At 56.6% G+C, this 10,976-nt stretch carries 6 protein-coding genes; 1 reads left to right on the forward strand and 5 read right to left on the reverse strand.

Annotated features, from left to right (window positions below; all coding sequences use genetic code 11):
* Window positions 1-61: 61 nt before the first annotated feature.
* Window positions 62-3,745 (reverse strand): methionine synthase, encoded by a 3,684-nt coding sequence (gene metH / locus H2Z33_RS06370; protein ID WP_063135420.1) that lies wholly within the window; start codon window positions 3,743-3,745, stop codon window positions 62-64.
* Window positions 3,746-3,938: 193 nt separating this feature from the next.
* Here metH and iclR point away from each other — a divergent pair, with 193 nt between their 5' ends.
* Window positions 3,939-4,766 (forward strand): glyoxylate bypass operon transcriptional repressor IclR, encoded by an 828-nt coding sequence (gene iclR, locus H2Z33_RS06375; RefSeq protein WP_003860353.1) that lies wholly within the window; start codon window positions 3,939-3,941, stop codon window positions 4,764-4,766.
* A 23-nt stretch (window positions 4,767-4,789) separates the two neighbouring features.
* On the opposite strand, the gene aceK is transcribed toward iclR, so the two are convergent.
* The 4 genes from aceK to metA form a co-directional block, all read right to left on the reverse strand.
* Window positions 4,790-6,541 (reverse strand): bifunctional isocitrate dehydrogenase kinase/phosphatase, encoded by a 1,752-nt coding sequence (gene aceK, locus H2Z33_RS06380; RefSeq protein WP_047056486.1) that lies wholly within the window; start codon window positions 6,539-6,541, stop codon window positions 4,790-4,792.
* 51 nt (window positions 6,542-6,592) lie between these two features.
* On the reverse strand, window positions 6,593-7,897 hold the full coding sequence (gene aceA, locus H2Z33_RS06385; RefSeq protein WP_023295753.1) for an isocitrate lyase: 1,305 nt from the start codon (window positions 7,895-7,897) through the stop codon (window positions 6,593-6,595).
* A gap of 31 nt (window positions 7,898-7,928) precedes the next feature.
* On the reverse strand, window positions 7,929-9,530 hold the full coding sequence (aceB, locus tag H2Z33_RS06390) for a malate synthase A (RefSeq protein ID WP_032646862.1): 1,602 nt from the start codon (window positions 9,528-9,530) through the stop codon (window positions 7,929-7,931).
* Between the two features lie 270 nt (window positions 9,531-9,800).
* On the reverse strand, window positions 9,801-10,730 hold the full coding sequence (gene metA, locus H2Z33_RS06395) for a homoserine O-acetyltransferase MetA (protein WP_045349128.1): 930 nt from the start codon (window positions 10,728-10,730) through the stop codon (window positions 9,801-9,803).
* Window positions 10,731-10,976 lie beyond the last annotated feature (246 nt).

Here is a 10,976-nt window from a genome sequence, read left to right on the forward strand (position 1 = left end):
AAACGTAAGAAAGAGACAAGGCACCATAGCGGTGCCCTGTTTGTTGTAAGGAAAAGTGACGTTAGTCTGCGTCGTAGCCCAAATTCGGCGCCAGCCAGCGTTCCACCTCTGACACGCTCATGCCTTTACGCAGGGCGTAATCCTCAATCTGATCGCGCTGAAGCTGTGCCACGGCGAAGTACTTGCTGTCCGGATGGCTGAAGTACCAGCCGGAAACGGACGCGCCCGGCCACATGGCGAACGACTCGGTGAGCTTCATGCCGGTATGCGCTTCGACGTCCAGCAACTTCCAGATAGTGCCCTTCTCGGTGTGTTCCGGGCAGGCCGGATACCCCGGCGCCGGACGAATGCCCCGGTAATTTTCGCGGATTAGCTCCTCGTTGCTGAGATTCTCATTCGCCGCGTAGCCCCAGTGCACCTTACGTACGCGTTCATGCAGATATTCAGCGAAGGCTTCCGCCAGACGGTCGGCGATCGCTTTCACCATGATTTTGTTGTAATCATCGTGCTGCGCGTCGTACGCATCCGCCAGCGCGTCTTCTTCCAGACCACCGGTTACGGCAAAGGCGCCGATATAGTCGGCTTTACCGGAGAGTTTCGGTGCGACGAAATCCGCCAGGCAGTAGTTGGCAAAGCCCACTTTCTCGGTTTGCTGGCGCAGGTGGTGGCTCACGGCCAGCACGTGGGTGCGGGTTTCATCGCGGTAGATTTCCACATCGTCGCCCACGCGGTTCGCCGGGAACAGCCCCACCACGCCGCGCGGGTTGAGGGCTTTCTCTGCGCTCAGCCTGTCGAGCATGTCGTTAGCATCTTTAAACAGGCGCTTCGCCTCTTCGCCCACCACCTCATCTTCAAGAATGCGCGGATATTTGCCCGCCAGCGACCAGGTCATGAAGAACGGCGTCCAGTCGATGTAGTTACGCAGCGTTTCGATGCTGGCCGTCACGTCCTGCACGCCCAGACGGTGTGCGACCGGCGGCGTATAGCTGGACCAGTCGAACGCCAGATCGTTATCGCGCGCCGCCTGAAGCGAAACCGGCGGCGTGCGCGGTTTCTTACGTCCATGCTGAATGCGGACGGTTTCATACTCTTTGCGGGTGCGGGCGACAAAGTCATCGCGCTGGGTGTCGGACAGCAGCGCGGAGACCACGCCCACGGTGCGCGAGGCGTTTTGGACATACACCGTCGGCCCACTGTAGTTCTGCTCGATTTTCACCGCCGTGTGGGCTTTCGAGGTGGTTGCCCCGCCAATCAGCAGCGGAATGGTAAAGCCCTGGCGCTCCATCTCTTTTGCCACGTTGACCATTTCGTCAAGCGAAGGCGTAATCAGCCCGGAAAGACCAATCAGATCCGCATTCACTTCGCGCGCGGTCCTGAGGATTTTATCCGCCGGGACCATTACGCCAAGATCGATAATTTCGTAGTTATTACACTGCAACACCACGCCAACGATGTTTTTGCCGATGTCGTGTACGTCGCCCTTCACGGTGGCGATGACCATTTTACCGTTACTGGAGCCCTTCTCTTTGCTGGCTTCGATAAAGGGTTCCAGATACGCCACCGCCTGCTTCATGACGCGGGCGGATTTCACCACCTGCGGCAGGAACATTTTGCCCTCGCCGAACAGATCGCCGACCACGTTCATACCGTCCATCAGCGGCCCTTCGATCACTTCAATCGGACGGGCGGCCTGCTGACGCGCTTCCTCGGTATCCTGCTCGATAAACTCGGTAATGCCTTTTACCAGCGAGTATTCCAGACGCTTATTCACATCCCAGGAGCGCCATTCGGCCTGTTGAACGTTGGCTGATTCGTCAGATTTACTGCCGCGGTATTTTTCCGCCAGATCCAGCATGCGTTCGGTGGCGTCGTCACGACGATTGAGGATCACGTCTTCTACGGCGTCGCGCAGCTCGGCTGGCAGATCGTCGTAAATTGCCAGCTGGCCGGCGTTGACGATCCCCATGTCCATCCCGTTGCGGATGGCGTAGTAGAGGAATACGGCGTGGATCGCCTCACGCACCGGGTCGTTGCCGCGGAACGAGAACGACACGTTTGACACGCCGCCGGAGATCAGCGCATGCGGTAGCTCGCGTTTAATGTCTTCACACGCGCCGATAAAGTCCTGGGCGTAGTTGTTGTGCTCTTCGATGCCGGTCGCGACGGCGAAGATGTTCGGGTCGAAGATAATGTCTTCCGGCGGGAAGCCCACCTCTTCGGTCAAAATTTTGTACGCGCGGCGGCAAATCTCAATCTTGCGCTCGCGGGTATCGGCCTGGCCCACTTCATCGAAGGCCATCACCACCACGGCGGCTCCGTAGCGACGGACCAGCTTCGCGTGGTGGATAAAGGTATCGACGCCCTCTTTCATCGAGATGGAGTTAACGATGCCTTTGCCCTGAATGCACTTCAGCCCTTTTTCGATGACTTCCCATTTGGAAGAGTCAATCATGATCGGCACGCGGGCGATATCCGGCTCACCGGCAATCAGATTGAGGAAACGCACCATTGCCGCTTCGGCGTCGAGCATCCCCTCGTCCATGTTGATATCGATAATCTGCGCGCCACTTTCCACCTGCTGGCGAGCAACGTCCAGCGCTTCGCTGTACTTCTCTTCTTTGATCAGGCGCTTGAACTTCGCAGAACCGGTAACGTTAGTACGTTCACCCACGTTCACAAACAGGCTATCGTCGCCGATGGTCAACGGCTCCAGGCCGGACAGACGACAGGCTACCGGAAGCTCGGGTAGCTTGCGCGGTGGAAGCCCGGCGACGGCGCGGCTCATGGCGGCGATATGCTCCGGCGTGGTGCCGCAGCAGCCGCCGACGATGTTGAGGAAACCAGATTCGGCCCATTCGCGGATTTGCGCCGCCATGGTGTCGGCATCCAGATCGTACTCACCAAACGCGTTCGGCAGACCGGCGTTCGGGTGGGCGGTGACGTAGCACTCTGCGATGCGCGAAAGCTCCTGCACGTACTGGCGCAGCTCGTCCGGCCCCAGCGCGCAGTTCAGGCCGAAGGAGAGCGCTTCGGCGTGGCGCAGGGAGTTATAAAACGCTTCGGTTGTCTGGCCGGAAAGCGTGCGCCCCGAGGCGTCGGTGATGGTGCCGGAAATCATGATCGGCAGGTCGACGCCCAGCGCCTCGAACTCCTCTTTCACCGCGTAAATCGCGGCTTTAGCGTTGAGGGTGTCGAATACGGTTTCAATCAGGATCAGATCGGAACCGCCTTCCACCAGCGCTTTGGTCGACTCGCGGTAGGCGGTAACCAGCTGGTCAAAGGTGATGTTCCGAAACGCCGGGTCGTTGACGTCCGGAGAAATCGACGCGGTGCGGTTGGTTGGGCCCAGCACCCCGGCTACGTAGCGCGGCTTGTCCGGCGTACGGGCCGTCCATTCGTCGGCGCAGGCGCGCGCCAGCTTCGCCGCTTCAAAGTTGATCTCCGCCGACAGGGATTCCATCTGGTAATCCGCCATGGCGATGGTTGTCGAGTTGAAGGTGTTGGTTTCAACAATATCCGCACCCGCTTCGAAGTAAGCGTTGTGGATATCCCTGATAACAGACGGTTTGCTTAACACCAGCAGGTCATTGTTCCCTTTCAGGTCACAAGGCCAGTCGGCAAAGCGCTCGCCGCGGAAATCGTCTTCACTCAGACGATAGCCCTGGATCATGGTGCCCATGCCGCCGTCCAGCACCAGAATTCGTTCATTTAACTGCGCACGCAGTTGCTCTACTTTGCTGCTCACACTTGCTCCCGACAACGCTCAACATGGCCAAAAGGCTGCGTTCCATACTGGCATAATCTCGCAGGGTCGAAAAGTCACACAGCGGTAACATGAGACATGTTCACTATCACTCCTCCGATCAGTCAGGAAAGCGGTTGCAAAACCACCAAATAAAACGAAAATGATTTCCACGATACAGAAAAAGGAGTTCGTCATGGTTACGACCGTTCCCGCTAAACGCGGCAGAAAACCTGCTGCAACCACCGCTGCACAACCTGGCGGACAGGTTCAATCCCTGACGCGCGGCCTGAAGCTGCTGGAATGGATAGCCGAATCGCATGGTAGCGTGGCCCTGACGGAGCTGGCGCAGCAGGCTGGCCTGCCGAACTCCACCACGCACCGTCTGCTGACCACCATGCAGCAGCTGGGCTTCGTGCGTCAGGTGGGCGAGCTGGGGCACTGGGCGGTGGGGGCGCATGCATTTATTGTCGGCAGCAGCTTCCTGCAAAGCCGCAACCTGCTGGCGATTGTCCACCCGATTCTGCGCAAGCTGATGGAGGAGTCCGGCGAGACGGTAAACCTGGCCGTGCTGGATCAGAGCGATCACCAGGCGATTATCATCGACCAGGTGCAGTGTACGCAGCTGATGCGCATGTCCGCGCCGATTGGCGGCAAGTTGCCGATGCACGCCTCTGGCGCAGGGAAAGCGTTTCTCTCGCAGCTGAGCGAAGAGCAGGTAACGGGGCTGCTGCACCGTAAAGGACTGCACGCCTATACCCACGCCACGCTGGTGTCGCCGGTGCATCTGAAAGAAGATCTGGCTCTGACCCGCAAGCGCGGCTATTCGTTTGATGACGAAGAACATGCCCTCGGGCTGCGCTGCCTCGCGTCCTGCATTTTTGACGAGCACCGCGAGCCGTTTGCCGCCATCTCCATCTCCGGGCCGATTTCACGTATGACCGACGACCGCGTCACCGAGCTGGGCGCGATGGTGATTAAGGCCGCGAAAGAGGTGACGCTGGCATATGGTGGGATTCGTTAAACGTGCATTGCCGCCTGATGCCCTCACCCCGGCCCTCTCCCACAGGGAGAGGGAGAAAAGCGGATGCAAAACCGCTGCTTGCGGCGGTAAGCATAGACATCTTCCACGTGCCCATTTTTGATCCGCGTTTGCAGCCCGCGCCAGTAGCTGGCGCGGAACAGATCGGCATGCATCTCTTCGAATAGCGGCCCGATGCGCGGGTCGGCACAAAGCCAGTGGCGAAACTCCTCCGGAAACACATCGCCCGGCGATACGCTGTACCACGGCTCGCTGGACAGTTCATCTTCCGGGTAGCGCGGCGGCGGGATATCGCGGAAGTTCACCTCGGTCATGTAGCAAATTTCATCGTAATCGTAGAACACCACCCGCCCGTGACGGGTGACGCCGAAGTTTTTAAACAGCATGTCGCCGGGGAAAATATTGGCGGCGGCGAGCTGGCGAATCGCATTGCCGTACTCTTCAATGGCGTCTCGTAAAGCCTGGCCTTCGGACTGCTCCAGCCAGATATTTAGCGGCACCATCCGGCGTTCGATGTAGAGATGGCTAATCGCAATCTTATCGCCAAGATCGGTAATTTTCGTCGGCGCTTCCTGCATTAGCAGCGACATCAGCGACGGATCGATCTGCTGCTTATCCAGCACAAAGTTTTCAAACTCCTGGGTATCCGCCATTCGCCCGACGCGATCGTGCTCTTTAACCAGCTGATAGCAGGCGCGGACGTGAGCGGCGGTCATCTCTTTCTGCGGGGCAAATTTATCCTTAATCACCTTAAACACGCGGTCGAAGCCCGGCAGTGTGAAAACCAGCATCACCATGCCGCGGATCCCCGGCGCTTCGATAAACTGCTCATCAGCCGTGGTGACATAACGCAGGTATTCCCGATAACTTTCCGTTTTGGCATGCTTCTGACAGCCAATCGCCATATACAGCTCGGCGGTGGTTTTGCCCGGCAGGATCTCGCGCAGCCACTCCACCAGGGCGGCAGGCAGTGGGGCATAGACCATGAAATAGGAACGGGCGAAGCCAAATACGATGCTGGCCTCGGCGCCGGTGGTCAGGCAGGTATCGACAAACAGTTCCCCGTCGTCGGTACGGTGAATCGGCAGCAGAAACGGCACGATAGCTGTCGGCGTAACCAGTTTGCCCACCAGCCAGGCGGCCTTATTCCGGTAGAAAAGCTCGTTGGCAACCTGCAAATGGCTGCGGCTGAGCACCGCCTCGCCGAAGGTTTCACTGAGATATGCGTGGATATAGCCGATATCCCGGGGTTTATTCTCCCACGGCAGGCGCAGCGGCAAATCCGTTAAGACGCGGTGCAGGAGCTTTTCCCAGCCGCGATCGGGAAAGAAATCTTTCGCCAGCGGACGCGGAATGGTACGGAAGCGGCGCTCCGGCTGGGAGCTGAAGATAAATAACCGCTCAGGAGATAATGAGCGGTGGTCAAATAACCGGCAATAGACGGAGTTGAAAAAGCTCTCCGCAATCTCGAAGCGCGGGTAGTCGGGTAACAGATGGGTGTAATGCTCTTTCACGCGCAGTAAAAATTCCGCATCCGGGCTTTTACCGTCGGTGATACAGCGCAGTTGCTCCACCACCAGACCTACGTGGTGATCATAAAGATGGATACGCTGCTTCATGGCCTGCTGAACCGCATGCCAGTCGGCGTGCTCAAAACGCTGTTGCGCGCCGGAGGTGACTTCCAGAAAGCGGCCATACTGGGCATCGAAGCCCTGCAAAATAGTTTGGGCAATCAGTAATTCCAGACCACGCGACATATATTCCCCCTCACCCCAACCCTCTCCCCAAGGGGGGAGAGGGGGAAAAGATTAGAACTGTGCTTCTTCCGTCGAGCCCGTTAATGCCGTGACGGAGGAGGCCCCGCCCTGAATAATCGTGGTCACATTATCGAAGTAGCCGGTTCCCACTTCCTGCTGGTGCGAAACGAAGGTATATCCTTCTTTGCCCGCCGCAAATTCTGGCTGCTGCACCTTCTCAACATAGTGTTTCATGCCTTCGCCCTGCGCGTAGGCGTGCGCCAGGTCGAACATGTTGAACCACATGCTGTGGATACCCGCCAGGGTGATGAACTGGTACTTGTAGCCCATATCTGACAATTGCTGCTGGAAGCTGGCGATGGTCGTATCGTCCAGATTCTTTTGCCAGTTGAAGGACGGCGAACAGTTATAGGCCAGCAGCTTGCCCGGATACTTCGCATGAATCGCATCGGCAAAGCGCTTCGCCAGCGCCAGATCCGGCGTGGAGGTTTCACACCAGACCAGGTCGGCGTAAGGGGCATACGCCAGGCCGCGGCTGATCGCCTGTTCAATACCGGCATGTGTGCGATAGAACCCTTCGCTGGTACGTTCGCCGGTAATGAATTCGCTGTCATACGGGTCGCAGTCAGAGGTGATCAGGTCCGCCGCGTCAGCATCGGTACGGGCAATCACCAGCGTCGGCACGCCGAGCACGTCAGCAGCCAGACGCGCGGCAACCAGCTTCTGGATCGCTTCCTGGGTTGGCACCAGCACTTTCCCGCCCATATGCCCGCACTTCTTCACCGACGCCAGCTGATCTTCAAAGTGAACGGCCGCTGCACCGGCCTCAATCATGGATTTCATCAGCTCAAAGGCGTTCAGCACGCCGCCGAAACCGGCTTCCGCATCGGCGACGATCGGCAGGAAATAGTCGATAAAACGCGGATCGTGGGGTTCGATACCCGCGGCCCACTGGATCTGATCCGCACGGCGGAAGGTATTGTTGATCCGATCCACCACTGACGGCACCGAGTTCGCCGGATAAAGAGATTGATCCGGATACATGCTGGAGGCAAGGTTAGCATCCGCCGCGACCTGCCAGCCGGAAAGATAGATAGCCTCAATGCCGGCCTTCGCCTGCTGCAATGCCTGACCGCCGGTCAGCGCGCCGAGGCTGTTGATATAGCCTTTTTTAGACCCCCCATGCAGCAGATCCCACATTTTCGCCGCGCCGTTCTGCGCCAGCGTACATTCCGGGTTAACCGAGCCGCGTAACTTCACCACTTCCTCTGCGCTGTACGGACGGCGAATGCCTTCCCAGCGCGGTTGGGTCCACTCTTTTTGTAACTCTTCGATCTGTTGGGTACGGGTTTTCATGTGCAGATGCTCCATATTGTTATGTGGTGAATTACGCCAGGAAGCGGTAGCCCGGCAGGGTCAGGAAGTCGATTAAGTCATCAGAGGTGGTGATTTGCTCCATCAGGCGTGCGGCATCGTCAAAACGCCCGCTGCTGAAGCGGTGCTCGCCCAGTTCGTCCTGGATGACCCGCATCTCTTCGGCCAGCATCTGACGGAACAGGGCTTTGGTTACCGGTTTGCCGTTGCTGAGCGTTTTTTGATGATGGATCCACTGCCAGATGGAGGTACGTGAAATTTCCGCCGTGGCGGCATCTTCCATCAGGCCGTAGATAGGCACGCAGCCGTTGCCTGAGATCCATGCCTCGATGTACTGCACGGCGACGCGAATGTTGGCGCGCATCCCCTCTTCCGTGCGTTCGCCCGCACACGGCGCCAGCAACTGTTCTTCTGCGATTGGCGCATCGTCTTCACGGGTGACAAACAGCTGGTTTTTGTTGTCGCCGAGTACGCGGTTAAAGACTTCCATCGCCGTATCGGCCAGACCAGGATGGGCAATCCACGTCCCGTCGTGGCCATTACGGGCTTCCAGCTCTTTATCGGCTTTCACCTTGTTGAGCACCTGATTGTTACGCTCTGCGTCTTTGCTCGGGATAAACGCCGCCATACCGCCCATCGCAAAGGCGCCGCGTTTGTGGCAGGTCTTAATCAGCAGGCGCGAGTAGGCGCTGAGGAACGGTTTATCCATGGTGACAACCTGACGATCCGGCAATACCCGGTCGGTATGGTTTTTCAGGGTTTTGATGTAGCTGAAGATGTAATCCCAACGGCCGCAGTTCAGGCCCACAATATGGTCACGCAGCGCATGGAGGATCTCATGCATCTGGAATACGGCAGGCAGGGTTTCAATCAGCAGCGTGGCCTTAATGGTGCCGCGCGGCAGGCCAAAGCGGTCTTCTGCGTAGCTGAAGACTTCACTCCACCACGCCGCTTCCTGCCAGGACTGGGTTTTCGGCAGATAGAAATAGGGGCCGCTGCCTTTCGCCAGCAGGTTTTTATAGTTGTGAAAGAAGTACAGCGCAAAGTCGAACAGGCTGCCCGGAATCGCTTCTCCGCGCCAGGTGACGTGTTTTTCTGGCAAATGCAGACCGCGTACGCGGCAGATCAGCACCGCCGGATTCGGTTTGAGCTGGTAAATTTTACCGGCTTCGTTGGTATAGCTGATGGTGCCGTTGACGGCGTCGCGCAGGTTGATCTGCCCGTCGATAACTTTCTGCCAGTCCGGCGCGAGGGAATCTTCGAAGTCCGCCATAAATACTTTGACGTTGGCATTCATGGCGTTGATCACCATTTTGCGCTCTACCGGACCGGTGATCTCTACGCGACGATCCTGTAAATCTTCAGGGATTCCGCGAATTTTCCATTCACCATGACGAATGGAAGCGGTTTCCGAAATAAACCCTGGCAACTTGCCGTTATCGATCTCCTGCTGTTGATGAATGCGCGCCGCCAGCAGTTTATTACGCTGTGGCGTAAAGCGAGTCACCAGTTCAGTCAGAAACTCTACCGCTTCTGCCGTCAAAACTTGCTGTTCTTGTTCACCATTCGGCTGGGTAAAGGTCAGTTCATCGACCGTTGTTGCCTGTTGAGTCATCGTTCTGCTCCTCATCAAAGATCCAAAATCACGCCCCCGACGCGAGCGAAAGATCGTTGTGTAGTTTTCGCTCAGCAGAATTAAGACTATCTATAATTTTTCCAAAATCAAAAACAATTTCCATTTTAATTTATATATAATCACAACTGCATGATTAATATGGAATTAAAGTTTTCTTCGATGTTGAGTTGGATTTCGGAAATAAAAAAGGCACCCGAAGGTGCCTGATCTGAATAGCTGAAACGCTTTAGGATCGTTTAATGCAGACGATTACTCCAGCGTCGGATTCATGTGGCGCAGATCGTACGGCGTAATCTGGTAGACGTAATAGTTGAGCCAGTTGGTAAACAGCAAATTTCCGTGGCTACGCCAGGTTGCCCGAGGCGTGTTTTGCGGATCATTTTTCGGGAAATAGTTGTACGGGACATCCGGATTCAGACCCGCTTCAACGTCACGAAAATACTCTGAGGCGAGGGTATGTGGATCGTACTCAGGATGGCCGGTAACGAACGCGATGCGTTTGTCTTTACTGGCGAACAGGTAGGCATCGCCGTCTTCCGTTTCGGCCAGGATTTCCAGGTCGGTGTAATCGCGGATCAGCTGTGCCGGAAAATCGGCGTAGCGAGAATGCGGGGCCAGGAAAGTGTCATCGAAACCACGCGTCAGCAGCGCATGCGGGTGAAGAATGTGGTGTTCGTATACGCCAGAAAGTTTGTCGCTGCGGGTTTGCTTGGGAATGCCATAGAGGATATTCAGTGCGGCCTGTACCGCCCAACAGACAAACAAGGTGGACGTGACGTGATCTTTTGCCCACTCCAGCACCTGCCTGATCTGTGGCCAGTAGGCAACGTCATTAAATTCCACCAGACCCAGCGGTGCGCCGGTGACGATCAGTCCATCGAAATTCTCATTGCGAATATCTTCAAAATTACAGTAGAAGTTATTCAGATGCTCAGCAGGCGTGTTGCGTGACTCACGCGCGTCAATGCGCAGCAGCTGGATATCAACCTGAAGCGGAGAGTTGGAGAGCAAGCGCAGGAACTGGTTCTCCGTTTCGATCTTCTTTGGCATCAGATTAAGGATCAGCACCTTCAGCGGGCGAATTTCCTGACCAGAAGCACGCGAAGTTGTCATTACGAAGACATTCTCTTCACGCAAGAAATTGACGGCTGGTAGCTCGTCCTGCACCCGAATCGGCATAACCTTAAATCCTCAAAGCATACGTATAAACGTTTAGACATCCAGACAGCTAACGATACCCAGAAACAGGGTTAATGTCGAGTCTGCAAACGAAAGGTGAGAAAGTTTCAAGGAGGAAAAGCATGTAGGGCGGGTAAGGCTGGGCCACCACCCGACTTTTCAGAACGTGCAAAGCAAAAAACCCCGCACCTTACGGTACGGGGTTCTTCTTAATTGATGCCTGGCAGTTCCCTACTCTCACATGGG

Origin of the sequence: Enterobacter sp. YSU (assembly GCF_016082135.1) — a bacterium.
Taxonomy (GTDB): domain Bacteria; phylum Pseudomonadota; class Gammaproteobacteria; order Enterobacterales; family Enterobacteriaceae; genus Enterobacter; species Enterobacter hormaechei_C.